The organism is Mangrovivirga halotolerans, assembly GCF_026241165.1.
Lineage (GTDB): Bacteria > Bacteroidota > Bacteroidia > Cytophagales > Cyclobacteriaceae > Mangrovivirga > Mangrovivirga halotolerans.
Map to the genome: position 1 here is coordinate 12,458 of NZ_JAPFQN010000009.1, position 18,069 is coordinate 30,526.

The window sequence follows — 18,069 nt, forward strand, 5'->3', positions numbered from 1 at the left end:
ATATGCAGAATAAAAAAGTTTTGATTACTGGAGCTGATGGATTTATCGGTAGCCACTTAACTGAATTATTGATTAAAGAAGGTTACCAGGTAAAAGCATTTGTTTATTATAATTCATTTAATTCATGGGGTTGGCTTGATACTTTGTCAAAAGATACTTTATCTCAAGTAGAGATATTCTCTGGGGATATTCGTGATCCTAATGGTGTTCGGACCGCTATGAAAGGTGTTGATGTGGTTTTTCATCTTGCAGCTCTGATTGCTATCCCTTTTAGTTATCATTCTCCTGATTCATATATTGATACTAATGTTAAAGGTACTCTTAACATTATTCAAGCAGCAAAGGATCTGGGAATAGAAAGAATTCTGGTTACTTCTACCTCAGAAGTATATGGAACTGCTCAGTTTGTTCCAATAACTGAAGATCATCCGAAACAACCACAATCACCATATTCAGCATCAAAAATTGGTGCAGATTGTATAGCAGAATCTTTTTACAGAAGTTTTGATCTGCCACTTACCATTGTCAGGCCATTTAATACTTATGGACCCCGTCAATCAGCCAGAGCAATCATTCCTACTATTATTTCGCAGTTGCTAAATAATAAGAATGAAATAAAACTAGGTGACTTAAGGCCAACCAGAGATCTATTGTTTGTGAAGGATACTGCAAGAGGGTTTATAGAGATAGCAAAATCTGACAAAACAATCGGTGAGCATATAAATATTGCTACTGAATCTGAAATATCCATGCGAGAATTGGCTCAGACTATGATAGATCAAATTAATCCTGAAGCTAGAATTGTTACCGATAATGAAAGGATGAGACCGGAAAAAAGTGAGGTATACAGGTTATTTGGTTCGGCAAAGAAAATTAAAGAACTTACTGATTGGACCCCGAATTATACCTTGGAGACAGGATTGGCTGAAACTATAGAGTGGTTTTCACAAGAGGAAAACTTGAAGAATTATAAAGCAGATATATATAATATATAAAACTTAGATGAGAACATTGATAATTGCTGAAGCAGGCGTAAATCATAACGGTGATATTGAGATTGCTAAACAACTCATAGTATCCGCAGCTGATGCAGGAGCTGATTATGTTAAGTTTCAGACATTTAAGGCTGAAAAAATTGTAAGTTATAAAGCCAAGAAGGCTGATTATCAATCTTTGAATCTTAATGATGATCAAATTTCGCAATATGAAATGTTGAAAAGGTTAGAGCTTTCTCATTCAGATCATATTGAATTAAAAGGATATGCAGAGAAGCAAGGTATAAAATTCACTTCAAGCCCTTTTGATGTTGAGAGTATAAATTATTTACAAAATATTGGTATTGATTTATTTAAATGTCCAAGTGGAGAAATCACTAATTACCCTTATTTAAAAGCTCTTGCTCAAACAGGTTCAAAATTGATTCTTTCAACAGGTATGGCTAATTATGGGGAAATTGAATCTGCCATTCAATTATTAATTGAACATGGATTGAAAAAAGAAAATCTAACAGTTTTACACTGTAATACTCAGTATCCTACCCCAATGGAAGATGTTAATCTTCATGCGATGAATTCTATTAAAGCTGCTTTTGATGTTAATGTAGGATATTCAGACCATACTTTGGGAATTGAAGTACCTACGGCTGCCGTTGCATTAGGTGCTTCAGTTATTGAAAAACATTTTACTCTTGATCGAACAATGGAAGGGCCGGATCATGTAGCCTCACTTGAGCCAAATGAATTAAAAGATATGGTTCGGGCCATTAGAAATATAGAAAAAGCTACATCAGGATCAGGAATTAAAGAGGTGTCACCAAGTGAAATAAAGAATAAACAAATTGCGCGTAAAAGTATTCATATTATAAAACCATTAAAAAAAGGGGAAGAAATTATTGAATCCAACTTAATAAGCTTAAGACCTGGTGACGGTATTTCTCCCATGGAATGGGAGCGTATCCTTGGTAAAAAGGTGACGACTGATCTTGAAGCTAATCATATGCTGGATTGGAGAGATATTTCTAATTGATCTCAAAAACTGTAATTTATGAAAATAGGCGTACTAACTAGTTCAAGAGCTGACTTTGGAATATATAAACAGCTTCTGAAAGAGATATCGGAGCTTATAGATTTTGAAATAATTGCATTTGGTACTCATCTTTCTAAATTTCATGGGTTTACAATAGATGAAATCAGATCAGAATTTACCGTGCCAATTCATCAAATTAATACGGTTTTAGCTAATGATGATGTCAATTCAATTGCTTCTTCTTATGGCTTAACTGTCCAGAAATTTGCTGACTTTTGGAATAATAGCTCATTTGATCTTGTATTATGTTTAGGTGATCGATATGAAATGAATGCTGCATTACAGGCAGGAATACCTTATAATGTTAAATTCGCTCATTTTCATGGTGGTGAAGAATCACTTGGTGCGATTGATAATATTTACAGACATCAAATAACTCTTGCATCACAAATCCATTTTACAGCTACAAAAGATTATTATAATAGAGTAGTTGAATTAATCGGAACCTCAGAAGGTGTTTATAATGTAGGTTCGATTGCTTTGGATAAGATTAGTAAATTAAAATTATTATCTAATGATGAATTCAGGAATAAATATAACATTCCTAATGAGGATTATATTTTAGTTACTATCCACCCAGAGACAAAAAATGTTGATGCTAATAAGAAGTATTCTTTAGAGATCTATGAGGCACTAAAAAATCTCGGGAAAGATTATCACATTGTGATTACGATGCCAAATAGTGATACACTAGGGTCAATATATAGAAATGCATGGGCTGAATTAAAAACTGTATTTCCAAATAGTGTTACATTAATTGAAAATTTTGGAGCTGAAAATTACTATGCAGCAATGAAGTACTCCAAGTTACTGCTGGGTAATAGTTCAAGTGGAATTATTGAAGCAGCTTCCTTTAATAAATATGTCATTAATGTTGGTGATAGACAGAAAGGAAGAATTCGTAGTTCGAACACACTGGATGTTGATTTTAATTTTAACAGGATTATAGCAAAAGTTAAAGAGATTAATTCTTTAGATCAATATCAAGGGGATAACAAATATTTTAAAGAGAATTCAATCCAAAAAGTGATCAATATTATAAAAGACTATGACGGATTTTAAAAGGCACTTAATTCCTAAAGGAACAAAAATAAAGGATGCGTTAGTACAGTTAAATGAATTAGCAAGTGATGCAATTTTGTTTGTCGTTGACGATAGTAATAAATTGATCGGTTCTTTAACTGATGGAGATGTAAGAAGGGGGTTAATTAAAGGGATACAGATAGATGCTCAGGTAGATGATATTATTCAATCTAATCCGAAATTCTTCAAAAAGGGTGAAAATAATATTTCTGAAGTAATTAATTATAGAAAAAATAATTATAAAATTATTCCTGTAGTAGAAAGTGATCATACCGTTGTTAATGTGGTTAACTTTCGAAAAAAGAAATCCTATCTTCCAATTGATGCAGTGATTATGGCAGGAGGCAGGGGCTCGAGATTGAGACCACTTACAGATAATACTCCAAAACCCTTATTGAAAGTTGGAGATAAACCTATTATTGAACATAATATTGACAGGCTTAATAGTTTTGGTATTGATGATTTGTGGTTGTCTATCAGATATCTTGGAGATCAAATAAAAGAATATTTTGATGATGGGTCCCAGAAAGGTGTTAATATTCAGTATGTTACGGAGAGTGAACCGTTAGGAACCATTGGAGCAGTAAAATCAATAAAAAATTTCAAACATGATACTGTATTAGTAACAAATTCTGATTTACTAACTGATCTGGATTACGAAGATTTTTACATGCAATTTTTAGAATCCGGGGCTGATATGTCTGTTGTAACAATTCCTTACAAGGTAGACATACCCTATGCAGTACTGGAAACTAATGATAGTCAGGTTCATGATTTTAAAGAAAAACCTACTTATACATACTATTCAAATGGCGGTATTTATTTGGTTAAAAAAAGTGTATTAGACTTAATTCCTGAAAATGAATTTTTCAATGCGACTGATTTGATGGAAAAACTGATAAAAAGCTCCAACAAAGTTCATTCATATCCTTTATTAGGATATTGGCTGGATATAGGTAAACATGAAGATTACAATAAAGCCCAACAAGATATTATAAAATTGAAGATATAGATGAATAATTATAATAAACCATTTTTAATAGGAGAAACTGCTTTTCATCATCAAGGAGAATTGAATTATTTAATTAAGTTGATTGATGAAGGAGTCAATGCAGGAGTAGATGCTTTAAAGTTTCATTTATTGTTTGATCTTGATGATTATTTCATTAAAGATCATGAAGCATACGAAGTACTCGAAAATATGATTATACCTGAAAATGATTGGAATGAGATTCATTCTTATTGTTTAAAAAAAGGAATCAAACCTATTTACTTATGTAATGATGTAAAAGCAATAAGATGGGTAAAGAAGCAGGATGAAAATAGTGTTTTAGGTATAGAAATACATGCTACTGGAATTAATGACATATTTCTATTAGAGGAAGCATCAAAATTCACCTCTTCCGTATTTCTTGGCACTGGTGGTTCAACATTTGATGAAATAGAATTTGCAATATCATATTTAAAAAATAAAGGTATTGAAAACTTAATATTAATGCACGGATTTCAGTCATATCCAACAAACTATAAAGATGCTATTTTATCAAAGTTATCAGTGTTGAGAGACTTATATAAATTACCTGTAGGATATGCTGATCATACAGATCCGAACGATAAATATAATTCGTTTATCAGCACAATGGGAGTAGCTTCCGGGTTCAATATTCTTGAAAAGCATTTTACACTAGATACTAGTAAAAAACGAATTGATTCTCAGGCAGCTGTAAGTGTAGATCAATTAAAAGAGATTCGAAACTTAATGAATGTAGCTTTTGAAGCTTTTTCATATCATAAAAGATTGGATATGAGTGATAGTGAAAAGGCTTATGGTAACGTGGGGCCAATGAAAAAAGCACTAGTAGCGGCAAAAGATATAGGGAAAGGACAAAAGATTGAAATTACTGATTTAGCATATAAAAGAACAAACAATAGTGTACCTGTAAAGCAAAATGAAATATTTTCCATTTTGGGTGCAGTTACCAAACAAAATATAGATAAGGATACTCCTATTAATTATAACCTGATAGAATATAAATATAAAAAACCAGATGTGTCACAATTTTTTGTAACGGAGAAATGAAAATAGGAGTATTAATTACAGCAAGACTAAAATCTTCGAGATTACCACTTAAATTAATTATGGATTTAAATGGTAAATCAGTGGTTGAACATGTTATAAACAGAACTAAGAATATCAGGAATATTGATAAGGTAGTTTTGTGTACTTCAACTAATTCGCAGGATAGCATTCTAACCGATATATGCCTGGATAATAATATTCATTATTTTTTAGGATCAGAAGAAGATGTGTTAGGAAGAATGTATAATGCTGCTAGATTTTTTGGGTTGGACTATATAGTGAGTATAACCGGTGAGAATCCTTTGTTTTCAATTGAAAATGCGAATCAGGTAGTTAATGAGTTCAAAAATGATTTTAATACTGATTTTATTTATACAGAAGGACTACCTATTGGTTGTTCTGTATATGGGATTAATGTTAAAGCATTGGAACTAATTTGTGAGATTAAAGAGGAAGTTGATACTGAAATATGGGGTTACTTAATAAATAGACCGGAGGTTTTTAATGTCAAATGCATAAACCAAACTTTGAAAAATATTGATTCAAATTTAAGATTGACCATAGATTATCAAGAAGATTTTATTCTTATCAATGAAATTTTTAAAAACTTTTCATCTGATTATATTCCCAATATTTATGATGTTGATTCCTTATTTGAAAAAGATCCAGATTTAAAACTCATTAATTCAGAAAAGGTTCAAGCAACAGTTGATGAATACATTATCGCGAGGATAAATGATTTTTATCAGAAAAATCATGACCAAATAATAAAGCGGAAGGAAAAGATTTATAAAAATCAATTTTAATTAATGTTGAATGGTAAAAAGAATTTTGGTTTTAACAGATTCACTAGGCCTACCAAGAGAATTACCAGAGACTTGCGAATTTGAGGATACTTGGCCATATCTACTGAAAGAGAAATTCTTAGTTCATCAAGTTTCTATAGGAGGAGGAACTATAAATGATTTATTTAGGCAGGTTTCTTATCATAAAATGTTTAAGCCAGATATTGTAATTATTCAAAGTGGAATTGTAGATTGTGCTCCCAGGTCATTAAATCATTTTGAGCTTGATTTTATAAAAAGAGTCCCTTTTATATCTAATATTATTCTTAAGCTGATAAAGAAGAATTCAAAAATATTACGCAAAGTCCGTGGAGTCAGATATACTCCACCAAAAGAATTTCAAAAGAAATTAAGTCAGATAAAAATGATTTTAAATGATAGCGAAATCTATCCATTATCAATTTTGCCTTCATCTGAAGATTATGAAAAGAAAGTTCCTGGAATAACCCACAGTATAGCAAAATACAACTCAATTTTAAAGGAACTTTATTTAGATAAATTTATTGACCTAAATGATATTCCTAGAGAGTTTATTATGTCTGATTCTATTCACCTAAATTCTAAAGGCCAAAAATATATTTACGAATTAATTTTGGAAAGATTATCAAATGCTTAAAAAGCTATTTTCTCATACGGCAATTTATGGTTTGGCTCCCCAGGTAACGAAAGTTGCCTCTTTTTTTTCCTTACCGTTGATCACCAGTGAATTAACTGATATAGATTATGGAGTTGCAGGTGTTTTAACTGCTTATACTTCAGCATTATCGGTATTTTCAATGATTGGCTTAAGGGTGGTCTTGGTTAACTCTTTTTTCAAATCACCTAATTTTTACAAATGGGGTTGGAGACAAATATATGGGTTTCTTTCTTTATGGAATATTATATATTCTTTTTTATTAGCCACTTTGATATATTTTATTGTTCCGGAGGAAGCCTTTAATAATAGATATTTAATTGTATTTCTAAACATTGGCCCAATTTTATTCTTTGGTCCAACATCAAATTTGTGTAGCACATACTATCAGCTAAAGCAAATGCCTTTACAAATAGCTATCAGAACAATTATTTTAGGTGTTTTATCTGTGGGGCTTAACATTTTATTTATAGTTCATTATAAGCTGGGATATATGGGATGGTTCTGGTCATCATTTATAGTTGGTGTATTACGTAATTTATCCTATTTTTTTCCTCTGAATTATATATTGAAATTAACTCCAATATTTAATTTTAAATGGAGGTATATTCGTTCTGCTTTGAAAATAAGTTTACCCATGGTTCCTCATTACTATTCTTCGTATTTACTGGAAAGTAGTGACAAATTGATAATGGATGTGATGAAAGTTCCTACTGCAAATATTGGAAGATATAATATCGCATATACTGTAGGGAAATTCACGAATTCATTGGGTACCGCCAGTGGATTAGCCGTTGGTCCACTGTTAAATGGATATTATAAAAAAAATGATGATAAGTCAGCCGCAGGCTTAATATTTATTCTTCAGATCTCATTCCTGATAATAACTTTTATTCTTTCAATATGGATGAAAGAGTTATTCGGATTACTAATTAAAAATGTAGAATTGGCATCGATGTATTATTTGGGGGTCATAATTGTTATGGCTTATAATTACAGACCAATGTATTTTGGAGCTAACGCAAAACTAATGTATATAGAAAAAACCAATTTACTCTGGAGAGTGACATTTGGAGCAGGTATTATTAATTTATTATTGAACATATGTTTTATACCAATTTTCGGATTTGAGGTTGCAGCATATACAACCTTTGTTTCTTATATGGTAATGGGTTATTCAGGATATTATTTTAAAGTTTTTTCGGATAATTCTGACGCTAAATTTTATCCTATGTTTTGGTTGTTCTTAACAATTATATTAACTGTTTTTGCCAAAATAACTGTTGAGTTTGAGCAGGAATACAAAATTTTTATTTCCTTAATAACTCTTGGTATAGGCACGTTATTTATTTATAAAATTAACAATAAAATACATGCAATATAAAGACCGGATTGCATTAGTGAAGTTTCTTTTAAATCTCGAACAAAAGTATAAAGTTGAAAGAATTGAAATTGAGGGGATTAAAATATGGCCAATTATTAAGAAGTCGATTTTTTTTCTTCAGTTCAATAGAAACAAAAGAAAGAGTTCTCATAATAAAGTAAGAAATACTTTATACGAAAAATTAAGAAACAAGCTCCTGTCGCTAATTAGATTTTGTTACTCAATTTTTAATCTCCTGTTTTATTACAATTTGAGTAATTCAAAAGTTGTATTCTCTGGAGCGAAAGGACATCGCGTATTTTACAATAAACAATCTGTTAACAGGTATTTTGATCCAATTATGGATCAACTGGAAATTCATGGGGAAAGAGGTTATTTGTTTGAGTATTCAGCAACCAGTAATTCAAATCTTTATAGAAGAGAAAGGATTTTTAAACTAACTTATTTGTTTCCCTTTTTTAAATTTTTCACAAATTTCCCTTCAGTTTCTTTAACAAATGATGACACGGATTTAAATAATATCTTATTAGAAGTCCAAGAAAGATATGATTTAGATAAACAGTTACTTCTAAATAAAATTTTAAGTATTCTTTTTACTGTAATTGTTTGGACCAGGATTTATTCATTTATTTTTAAAAAGGTTAATCCTAAATTAAGTTTTGGATTATGTTATTATAATAATGAAATGTTGGGCATGAATCTAGCGGCCTCTCGTATGGGGGTAAAGTCAATTGACATGCAGCATGGAGCACAGGGAGAACTTCATCCAATGTACACTTATAATCGTAAACTTTTAAGTGATTTTGAAATGCTTCCTGATATCTATTGGGTTTGGGATAAAGTTTCTGGAAAAAATATTGAAAATTGGATTAGTCCAAATAAAAAAGTAATCTATGGGGGGAATCCATGGATTGATTTTTTAAAAGAGAAATCTATTTTAATTAATATAGATAAACCTGTAATATTAATCACGGTTCAACCTCTTAATCCTGTTCTAGAGAAAGATATTCTTGAAGTTATTTATAAAAGTAGTGATAGGTATGAATGGTGGATCAGGTATCATCCTAGAATGACTTTGTCTGAGAAAAACGATTTTGAAACGGAGTTGAAGGAATTTAATATTCTAAAAAAGGTTAATTTTGATATCCCTAATGAACTTGAGTTGCCACAATTATTAGAAATTGCCTCCGTTCATATTTCACGTTATAGCGGTTCAATATCTGAAGCATCAATGGTAGGTGTACCTTCAATAATATGTGATGAAATAGGTTTGGAAATATATAAAGATCTTGAACTCAATCAGTCTATATTTAATGGTTGCCTTGAAAATAGTGATGAAGTTTTATCTTTAATTGAAACTGTAATTAGTTTTGGGAAAAATGTTAAAAAGGAAACTAACACAGAAAAAGATTATAAAGTTATATTAGATGAGATTACTAGCTAAATTAAAATACCGGATTATAAATAAATTGTTTTTTGAATTTAAAAGATTTAACCATATAAATTTAGAAAAAGGATACTCCATAGACCAAAATGCTATTATAAGAAAATCTGAAATAAAGGGTAAGGTTAATATTGCAGAAGGTTGTAAAATAATAGGAGGAGTTAAAATTACTGGTAAATCTCCCGTTAACATTGGCAGGTATACTTCACTTAATGGGCCTAACATGGATATTCTTGCAAGTGTAAACTCTGTAAATATTGGCTCTTTCTGTAGCATAGCAAGAAATGTTTCTATTCAAGAATTTAATCATCATTTTGATAGATTAACAAGTTATTATATAAATACAAATATATTGGGTGGTAAGGTTGAAGATGATATTTATTCTAAAGGAGATATAATCATTGGAAATGATGTATGGATAGGTACTCAAAGTGTTATTTTGTCCGGAGCCAAAATTGGGAATGGAGCAATAATTGCTGCAAATAGCGTTGTAAACAGTGAAATACCCCCTTATGCTATAGCAGGGGGATCCCCTGCAAAAGTTATTAAATATAGATTTAATCAGGAAACAATAGATAGGATAGAAAAACTTGAATGGTGGAATTGGTCAACAGAGAAGATCTTAAAGAAAAGAAATTTATTTGAACTGCCTGTAAATCAAATTGATATTGATAAATAGTATTGTTTCATCCTTTAAATTTAGTTATGTCCCACTTTAAAGTTTCTGTTATTATTCCAGTTTATAATGCAGAAAAGTATTTAGAGCATGCTGTCAAATCTGCAATTAACCAAAAGGAAGTTGGAGAAATATTATTAATAGAAGATAGAAGTCCTGATAATGCATTAGAACTTTGTAAAAGTTTAGCTGATAAATATGACAAAGTAAAATTATTCACACATCCAAATAGAGAAAACAAAGGCGCAGGCCCAAGTAGAAACTTGGGGATTGAATATGCTAATTGTGAATATATATCCTTTTTAGATGCTGATGATTGGTATTTGCCAGGAAGATTCAGTAATGAGGCTGAATTATTTAATAATTCGAATGTCTATGGAGTTTACAGTTGTGCGCAATATTATTCTGAAAAGAAAGTCAAATCATTAAACAAATTTGCAAGATTTCATCAACCTTATTCGGGAATTAACTTATTTCATAAATTATTAATACCAGGAGCTGGTTCATTTTGTACAAATTGTATAACAATCAGGAAAGATATATTTAATGAAATTCAGGCTTTTCGAGAAGATTTAAGATTGCATCAAGATTCTGAACTTTGGGGTAGATTATGTTTTCATTATAATGTTGTTCCTGGTAAATGGGAAAAACCCACAGCGATGATAAGAGTTCATGATGAAAACCGTATCTCAACAAGTAATTTTAAAACAAAATCATTTTTAGCTAATATTCAGTATGAGTATTTTTCCAATATTAAGAGCAGCCTGGATTATAAATCAAAATATATATTAGCTTACAGGAGAGCTTTGTTTAACATAAGAAAGGCCGAATATCCAAATTCAATTAAGTTTAGAATTACCAGGTTAAAATACTTTTTTAAATGGTATTTAAGGATTTTATAAAATGAAAAGTAATAAAATAAACTTTATTTGCTTAGGTGCTCCTAAGTCAGGAACCACAAGTCTTTTTCATTATCTAAAGGGTAATCCAGAGGTTCAAATGCCATTTGAAAAAGAATTGCATTATTTTAATGCTGAAGATTTTGATCCGGATAAAGTTGATGTTTATCATAATAATTATTTTGATAATTTTGAAGGGTTAAAGGGTAAAGTAGCTTCAAGGTATTTTGTCAATGATCTTGTTCCTGAAAGATTATACAATTATAATCCAGATCTTAAATTGATTGTTATTATGAGAGAACCTGTTGAAAGAGCATTTTCTCATTATAAAATGATAAAAAGGATTGATGAAATAAGTTTGACCCTGGATGATGTACTTTATAAAGAATCGTCTGAAAAATCTTTTAATAAAATAAAAGAACGAGTTTTAGGGAATAGTTTATATTACTCCAATATTAAAAAATATTTAGACTTTTTTCCGATCGAAAACTTCCATTTTATGTTTCTTGAGGAATTAGAAGCGAATCCTCACTTTGAAATGGAAAAATTATATAGTTTTCTGAATATCAATTCAAGATCAAAAGTTGACGTTACTAAAAAACATTTTGAATCAAAGGATGGAAAGTTTTTCAATAGACTTGTTCCTGTATTAAGCAAATTTAAACCTTTGCAACTGATCTGGAATTCCTTTCCTAAAAAGACAAAGACAAAAATTCTTCATTTTTATAATACAAATATTAAAACATTAGGGACTAAGAAGGAAACATTATCTATTTCTGAAAAGAAAAAGTATCGAAAGATATTTAGTAATGATATTAGTTCATTGAATAATATTGTTTCAGTTCCCTGGAAAGAATATAATGGATAAAATAAAATATAAAGCGTTTTTAGTAACATTTAATCGTAGCGATAGATTGAGCAATGTCATAGAATCTATTCTGAATCAGACAATTAAGCCTTCAATTTTATATATTATTAATAACGGGAGTACAGATAATACAGACGAAGTGCTTAATCAATATCGCAATTTTGATAACCTTAAAATATTAAATACAGGAAATAATATTGGACATGGTGCTGCATTAGCTTATGGTTTTAAATATTATTTATCTGATAGTTTTATCGATTCTGATAATCTAATGTTGTTTGAAGACGATAGCGTTCCTAGTCCGGAGTTGAGCGAATATGTTATAAAGAATTTTTATAAATATTCTTCTGATTTTTTGTGCTTGGATGGGTTTAGTATTAAGCTAGGGAAAAGAACTAAACCCGATTTTTCTAATTCAAAATTAGTTGAATTAGATTTTGGTCTTTTTGATGGTTGCATATTTAAGGCTGAAATCATTAAAAAAGTGGGTACTCCTGTTGAAGATTGGTTTATGATGTATGATGACATTGAGTATTGTCAAAGAATTCGAAAGGCCGGATATAAAATTCATTGTATTGAAAATATTTATCATGAAATTGATCATTCGGGTGCTATGGGACAAACTAGTTCATTATGGCGTGGCTATTACCAGACTCGAAATCATGTGCATTATTTGAAATTGCACGCTAATTCATTTGAGGTTTTTGATTTTTTGGTAATAGAGTCTAAGAGAATTATCGGGACCCTATTAAAGGGGAATCTGAAAAAGTTTAAATATCGGATAATTGGTTTATTAGATGGAATTCTAGGTGTTAAGGGGAAATCATTGAATCCTGCAACTTTTAAATTTGAAAGATGAATTTTGATTTCACTTTAAAATCTAAAATATTAGCTTATCATCAGTTTAGTGCTAAAAATGAGTTTACTAAACACCTGAAATTAATTAAGAATAGAACTGATGTTCTCATTACTGTAGATGATGGAGACCTATCATTCTATGAAAATGCTTTTCCACTTTTAAGAAAATATAATATTCCTTCTATCCTTTTTATAATTCCTTCTCTGATCGAAACGGATAAACCATTTTGGTGGGATGAATATGAATATTATTCAGAAAAGCAGGGTGACAAGAATGAATTAAACTGGTTAAAGTCAATTCCAAATATAGAACGGCTAAGCTTTTTAGAGACATTAAAGCAAAACAGCAGCAAACCTATATATAAAAAGAAACAATTGAGGGTCGATCAATTATTAGAAATGCAAGATAATGGAGTAATTATAGCAAACCACAGCTATAGTCACCCGATGTTTGATCAATGTACAGAAGATGAGTTAAGAGAAGAATTGAGTAAAACCAAAGACTTCTTTGATAGAAATAATTTGAATGGGTTTGATATTTTTGCCTATCCAAATGGAAATTATAATGACCAGGCCGAATCAATTCTAAAGGAATTTGGTATTAAGTATGCATTTCTTTTTGATCATAAAATAAACGGAGAAAACCACAACCCATTAAGAATATCTCGCTTAAGCGTGAATGATTCAACGCCAATGGCTAAGTTTAAGTTTATTTTATCGGGGTGGCACAGTAAATTACTCCCCTTGATCAAAGCCGGACATAAGCTTTTAAATTAGTGGCTAAAAAGACAATTAAACATAGGTTTTTCACTCGTTTCAGGAAAAATAAAGTAATCAGTGATATTTTTTATCAAACAGGGTATGACCTTAATCCTGAAAAGTGGGTTTTTATAGTTGGTTGTTATAATTCAGGCACAACTCTTTTAACTGAAATTTTATCCAAATCAAGCGAACTTACAGTTTTACCGGATGAGGGGGTGATGCTGACTGATGTACTTCCCAGGCCTGAAGACTTTGGCTGGAGAAGAATGTGGGTGAAGTGTGAAAAGGATATGGTAGTTCCTTCAAATTCAAACCGGATTATTAACCGGATGATCAGGCATTGGTCTCATTTTGTTAATAAGTCAAACAAAATTATTGTAGAGAAATCTATCTCTAATACAGCCCGAATAGAATTTTTTACCAGGAATTTAGATAATGTTCACGTAATCCATTTAGTCAGAGATGGATATGCTTCTGCTGAAGGAATTAGAAGAAAAGCAGAAGTGATGCCTGAAATAAAAGATGAGATTGGGGATCAATACGATATCTCATTTGCTATTGAACAATGGAAAAGGAGTGTTAACAAAGTGAATGAAGCTAAAAACCAGATACCTAATTTTATAGAAATCACCTATGAAGGTTTAACAGCTGATCCTAAAAGCGAGATGAATCGGGTAACAGAGTTTTTAGGTGTCTCAAATTTAAGTGAAAGTGATTTTTCGGATACTTTTCAAGTTCATGGTAAGACTGCAAGAATATCTAATCAGAATCAGAAAAGTTATAATCGATTAGATTTAAATGATTGGAAAGTAATAAATGAATTAGCTGAAAAGGAGCTAAAAGAATTTGGGTATTTCAAACCTGTAAAGCTATAATATGAAAATTCTTTTTATACAGGATTCCCTGGGCACTGGAGGGGCTGAACGCTCAAACGCTCATTTATGGTATTACCTGAGAGATAAAGGTGTTGAATTAAAAATAGCTGTCCTGGAACATCGAAAAGTAGGGATTGAAGAAGAAATATTAAAGGCTGGTTTTGATGTGCACTTTGTTAAAGAAAAAGATTTTTTTAACCAGTCGAAAGAAATTGCTGGCTTAATACGGGAGTTTAGTCCTGATTTAGTACATACAGTATTGTTTAAAGCAACTCTAAGAACCAGGTTTGCTAAACTTTTCACTTCATTTGTTCATATAGAAAGTCTTGTGAATTGTACTTATGATACAGTTAGATTAACTGATAGTAGGATATCAAAAAAAGCATTTTACTTCTATAAGTATCTTGACAATATCACCGGTAAGTTGTTTACTGATAAATTTATTCCCATTACTAAAGTTGTCCATGATCATTATCAAAATGAATTGGGAATTCATCCAAATAAGATGAACGTTATTTATCGTGGGAGACAAGAAAACCAATTAATTCAATCTAAAGAGAAATTAAAAGATAAAGTTGGTAAGGAGTTAGGCATCCCGGAAGATAATATTATAATAACCCATGTGGGGCGACAGGAGTTTCAAAAAGGACATCTGGTTTTATTAAAAGCAATAGAAAGCCTTAATGCAAATGATAAATCAAAAGTCTCTTTTTTATTTTTTGGCCGGGAAGGTAATGTAAGTGAAGATATAAAATCATTTTTAAACGCAAACATACTTGGTGCTGATATACACTGGATGGGGCATAGAAATGATGTAGCAAAGTTTTTAGCGGTTACAGATATATTTGTTTTTCCCTCTTTTTACGAAGGTCTTGGGGGGTCTTTAATAGAAGCACAGGCAGCAGCTTTACCGATAATTTGTACTGATATACCTGTGTTAAATGAGGTGGTTGATAAGGATGGTAATGCATTGCTTTTTAAGAAGAATGATCATTTGGAATTGTCAGATAAGCTTTCTCATTTAATAAATAATGAAAAGCTAAGAGCTGAAATGGGAAAGAAAAGTCTTCAGCGATTTAGGAGTAAATTTAAGATTGAGGATATTCATCAGGAAGTATTTAGTTATTATCAGGAAATTATAGATTCAAGCAGAAGATGAGGATCCTTCACCTTATACAAAAAAAGCAACGAAGAGGAGCTGAAATATTTACCTGTCAATTAGCACAGCATCAAATTAATTCTGGTCATGATGTTTTAATAGTTTATTTATTTGATGGGGATGCAGAAATGCCGGTATCTGAAAAGTTATTGGTTTCCTTAAATGGTCAAAAGAGTAAAAGGTGGTGGGACTTTAAAGCATACAGTACACTAAATAAAATAATCTCTGAATTTGACCCGGATATTGTGCAGGCTAATGCAGGTGATACACTAAAGTATTCTGTTTTATCTAAATTGTTGCACACCTGGAAACAACCAATCTGTTTTAGAAATGCCAGCATGGTGAGTAATTATATTAAATCACCAATTACAAAATTTATCAATTCATTTTTTTATAGATATACCGATATTATAGCTTCTGTATCTAAGTCTTCCATGGAAGACCTTAATAATTTATTTCCTTCAACTACGGAAAAGACTAAAGTAATTCCTATTGGATTGGATATAGATAAAATCAATTTTACACCTTCCAAGTATGAAACTAAGAAATTCAACATCATCCACGTAGGCGGGTTTACATTTGAAAAAAATCATGAAGGTTTAATAAGAATTTTTGATCGGTTATTGAAAAAGAATAATTCACATCTTCACCTTATTGGAGATGGTCCCTTGAGAAAAAAAACAGAGGAAGAAGTTGAGAAATTGAACCTACAACATAGTGTTACTTTTTATGGATATGTAAATAATCCATTAGATTATATTTCAGGAGGTGATATATTTGTGTTGCCAAGTATAATTGAAGGATTACCTGGCGTTATACTTGAAGCGATGTTTTGTAATATTCCTGTAGTTGCATACGATGTCGGAGGAATTAAAGAAATAATTAAAGAAGATATTACCGGGAAATTAATTAAAAAAAATGATGAGGAGACTTTTGTTGAAAGTATAATTATCCTCATGAATAACCCTGAATTAAGAAACAAAATAGTTTCTAATGCAAAAGCATTAATAGAATTGAAATACAATAATTCTAAAATCTCTGATGAATTTATCAGCTTTTATTTCAAGGCATTGAATGATGATAATAAAATTATCTGATTTAGATTCTTTCTAATATTAAAACTTATATTTAATAAGACTCTCTAAAATAAAATCTATAGAAATTAAATTTCAACTAAAATAAAAGTATTCTTTCTTATTCAACGACATTTAAAAGTTAATTAATATAAAAACAATTACACTTAAAATTGATAAGTAAGGCTTAGTGTCATCAATTTTAAGTGTAATTATAAAGTTATTAATTGCCTAATTTTTTAAAACTTGGAGAGCCATGTGAAACAAAATTATTGTTTAGGTGTAAATTTGTAACATTTCTACCACCTACTAGATGCATATCTCTATAAGCTTGTGCTCTAATTTGATTTCCTTCTGCTGTAAATCCGTTAACATTAAATAATTTCCAAATGATTCCTTGTGGATTTCCATATCCTTTATGAGAACTGTTATCGTAAAAGTAGTAAGGGCCTTGCTTTCTCTTATTTTTAACATTTCCCAAGTAGATGTCAGCCGTAGAATTAATCTTATTATTTTTAACCGTCACCTCGGTAACAATACCTTTTGAAGAAGCTGCAGCAATCCATTTTAATCTTTTACTCCCGAAAACATTACCTGATATTGTAATATTTTTTATGGTATCCGAATTATGGTTACACTCAAGATCTATATGGGCTCTTCTTATCTCATTAAATTCATTGTTTTTGATTTCAATATTAAATCCTTCAGTAATTGCTATACCTTGCCTTCCATTTTTAGAGATATTGCAATTTTGAATTAAAATTTGCGAAGATCTTTTACTAATGTAAATGCCATCACCATAAATTTCTTTAATATTAGCTCCTTCAATAACTATATTTTTAGAATTAATAATTTCATACGCATGTTGAGCTTCTAACCTTCTAACATATGCTTTTTCACTTGTTCCACCATTTGAATGTGGTCCATCAATATTTAAATTCAAAATCTTAATGTTTTTTGAATTTTTTATTATTACGTGGGATCGGTTTCGAGGCCAATTTCTTTCTTTTTTGTGCAAAGGCTTTACATTTTCACCGCTGGTATTTGATATGATTGTTGATCCTGAAAAATCAAGTACTAACCCTTCTTTACCTTCTATTATTAAAGGTTCTTCTCTATTGAAAGATTGCTTTTCAAATGTGTATTCTGTCCCGTTTTCTAATTCGGTAATAAATTCTTGTAGATCAGAATTCTTTGATAATGAAACTCCTTTTTGAGCTTTACAGGAGATGATCAATAATGTTGTTATAAATGATATTAATATAAATCTCATAATTATCTCTTTTTAGGTTACTTGGCCAAAATCATGCCACTTTTCTGATAGGGTTGGTCATTAAATAAAAT

Annotated in this window: 18 protein-coding genes; 17 read left to right on the forward strand and 1 reads right to left on the reverse strand. The window is 30.5% G+C overall.

Annotated elements, in window-relative coordinates; genetic code table 11:
* Positions 1–2: 2 nt before the first annotated feature.
* From OO013_RS15000 to OO013_RS15080, 17 genes are all read left to right on the forward strand, one after another.
* The gene (locus OO013_RS15000; RefSeq protein WP_266057738.1) at positions 3–995 is read left to right on the forward strand and encodes an NAD-dependent 4,6-dehydratase LegB; all 993 of its coding nucleotides are present in this window, start codon (positions 3–5) and stop codon (positions 993–995) included.
* 7 nt (positions 996–1,002) lie between these two features.
* On the forward strand, positions 1,003–2,025 hold the full coding sequence (gene neuB / locus OO013_RS15005) for an N-acetylneuraminate synthase (RefSeq protein ID WP_266057739.1): 1,023 nt from the start codon (positions 1,003–1,005) through the stop codon (positions 2,023–2,025).
* Between the two features lie 18 nt (positions 2,026–2,043).
* Positions 2,044–3,147, forward strand: coding sequence for a UDP-N-acetylglucosamine 2-epimerase (neuC, locus tag OO013_RS15010; protein WP_266057740.1), 1,104 nt, complete (start codon positions 2,044–2,046; stop codon positions 3,145–3,147).
* Positions 3,134–4,180 (forward strand): nucleotidyltransferase family protein, encoded by a 1,047-nt coding sequence (locus OO013_RS15015; protein ID WP_266057741.1) that lies wholly within the window; start codon positions 3,134–3,136, stop codon positions 4,178–4,180. The genes neuC and OO013_RS15015 overlap by 14 nt, the downstream gene beginning before the upstream one ends.
* A complete protein-coding gene (locus tag OO013_RS15020; RefSeq protein ID WP_266057742.1) occupies positions 4,181–5,248 on the forward strand; it encodes an N-acetylneuraminate synthase family protein in 1,068 nt (355 codons plus the stop codon).
* Positions 5,245–6,054 carry a cytidylyltransferase domain-containing protein gene (locus tag OO013_RS15025; protein WP_266057743.1) on the forward strand — a complete coding sequence of 270 codons (810 nt, stop codon included), beginning with the start codon at positions 5,245–5,247 and terminating at the stop codon, positions 6,052–6,054. Before OO013_RS15020 ends, OO013_RS15025 begins: the two co-directional genes overlap by 4 nt.
* A 10-nt stretch (positions 6,055–6,064) precedes the next feature.
* Positions 6,065–6,709: an SGNH/GDSL hydrolase family protein gene (locus tag OO013_RS15030; RefSeq protein WP_266057744.1), complete on the forward strand. Its 645-nt coding sequence runs from the start codon at positions 6,065–6,067 to the stop codon at positions 6,707–6,709.
* Positions 6,702–8,111 carry a lipopolysaccharide biosynthesis protein gene (locus OO013_RS15035; RefSeq protein WP_266057745.1) on the forward strand — a complete coding sequence of 470 codons (1,410 nt, stop codon included), beginning with the start codon at positions 6,702–6,704 and terminating at the stop codon, positions 8,109–8,111. Before OO013_RS15030 ends, OO013_RS15035 begins: the two co-directional genes overlap by 8 nt.
* A gap of 340 nt (positions 8,112–8,451) precedes the next feature.
* Positions 8,452–9,555: a glycosyltransferase family protein gene (locus OO013_RS15040; protein ID WP_266057746.1), complete on the forward strand. Its 1,104-nt coding sequence runs from the start codon at positions 8,452–8,454 to the stop codon at positions 9,553–9,555.
* Positions 9,539–10,234: a CatB-related O-acetyltransferase gene (locus tag OO013_RS15045; protein WP_266057747.1), complete on the forward strand. Its 696-nt coding sequence runs from the start codon at positions 9,539–9,541 to the stop codon at positions 10,232–10,234. The genes OO013_RS15040 and OO013_RS15045 overlap by 17 nt, the downstream gene beginning before the upstream one ends.
* 26 nt (positions 10,235–10,260) lie before the next feature.
* A complete protein-coding gene (locus tag OO013_RS15050) occupies positions 10,261–11,133 on the forward strand; it encodes a glycosyltransferase family 2 protein (RefSeq protein WP_266057748.1) in 873 nt (290 codons plus the stop codon).
* A gap of 1 nt (position 11,134) precedes the next feature.
* Positions 11,135–11,998: a sulfotransferase domain-containing protein gene (locus OO013_RS15055; RefSeq protein WP_266057749.1), complete on the forward strand. Its 864-nt coding sequence runs from the start codon at positions 11,135–11,137 to the stop codon at positions 11,996–11,998.
* On the forward strand, positions 11,991–12,857 hold the full coding sequence (locus OO013_RS15060; protein ID WP_266057750.1) for a glycosyltransferase: 867 nt from the start codon (positions 11,991–11,993) through the stop codon (positions 12,855–12,857). The genes OO013_RS15055 and OO013_RS15060 overlap by 8 nt, the downstream gene beginning before the upstream one ends.
* Positions 12,854–13,633, forward strand: a complete 780-nt coding sequence (locus OO013_RS15065; protein ID WP_266057751.1) for a polysaccharide deacetylase family protein — start codon at positions 12,854–12,856, stop codon at positions 13,631–13,633. The genes OO013_RS15060 and OO013_RS15065 overlap by 4 nt, the downstream gene beginning before the upstream one ends.
* Positions 13,633–14,493, forward strand: a complete 861-nt coding sequence (locus OO013_RS15070; protein WP_266057752.1) for a sulfotransferase family protein — start codon at positions 13,633–13,635, stop codon at positions 14,491–14,493. Before OO013_RS15065 ends, OO013_RS15070 begins: the two co-directional genes overlap by 1 nt.
* 1 nt (position 14,494) lies before the next feature.
* Positions 14,495–15,652 (forward strand): glycosyltransferase family 4 protein, encoded by a 1,158-nt coding sequence (locus OO013_RS15075; protein WP_266057753.1) that lies wholly within the window; start codon positions 14,495–14,497, stop codon positions 15,650–15,652.
* Positions 15,649–16,749, forward strand: coding sequence for a glycosyltransferase (locus tag OO013_RS15080; RefSeq protein WP_266057754.1), 1,101 nt, complete (start codon positions 15,649–15,651; stop codon positions 16,747–16,749). Before OO013_RS15075 ends, OO013_RS15080 begins: the two co-directional genes overlap by 4 nt.
* Before the next feature lie 199 nt (positions 16,750–16,948).
* Here OO013_RS15080 and OO013_RS15085 read toward each other — a convergent pair whose 3' ends face one another.
* Positions 16,949–17,998, reverse strand: a complete 1,050-nt coding sequence (locus tag OO013_RS15085; RefSeq protein ID WP_266057755.1) for a right-handed parallel beta-helix repeat-containing protein — start codon at positions 17,996–17,998, stop codon at positions 16,949–16,951.
* Between the last annotated feature and the right edge of the window lie 71 nt (positions 17,999–18,069).